General features: G+C 42.4%; 1 protein-coding gene. It reads right to left on the bottom strand.

What is annotated here, in order from left to right; genetic code table 11:
* On the bottom strand, window positions 1-394 hold a 394-nt coding region (locus ADI58_RS10560), incomplete at both ends, for a PD-(D/E)XK nuclease family transposase (protein WP_049521259.1).

Raw genomic sequence — 394 nt, 5'->3', positions numbered from 1 at the left:
AAACTCCAACCACGGTTTACGAACCTCGTCTTTGCTGGTTTCTCTGTATTTTTTTAATTCCAAGAATGCCATCTTGACTAGGTGGTTTTCTTGACCGTTATTTGTGATGGTTAAGACCTCACCTGTCGTGTCCTCGCGCATACTAAAGCTATGGAAGGCCAAGTCATCTGAGAAGTAGTTGCTATCCACAATTGCGATAGCGTATACTGGTGCGATGTGTTTGTAACTCTGGTGTGTATCACCTTCTCGTTGGCGAATTTTTTCTAGGTTTTGATTAACCTGACTGCACAGATAAGCCCACAGGCGATTGATGAAAAAATTCTGATGATGGACTTGAATCTCAATGATTACTTGGGTTCCATTATCCAACTCCGCCAAGACATCTATGCTAGTG

The sequence above is a fragment of the Streptococcus mitis genome (assembly GCF_001074635.1).
Taxonomy (GTDB): Bacteria; Bacillota; Bacilli; order Lactobacillales; family Streptococcaceae; genus Streptococcus; species Streptococcus mitis_E.
The sequence above is the reverse complement of the archived record's forward strand: the minus strand, read 5'-3'. Positions and strand labels throughout refer to the sequence as shown.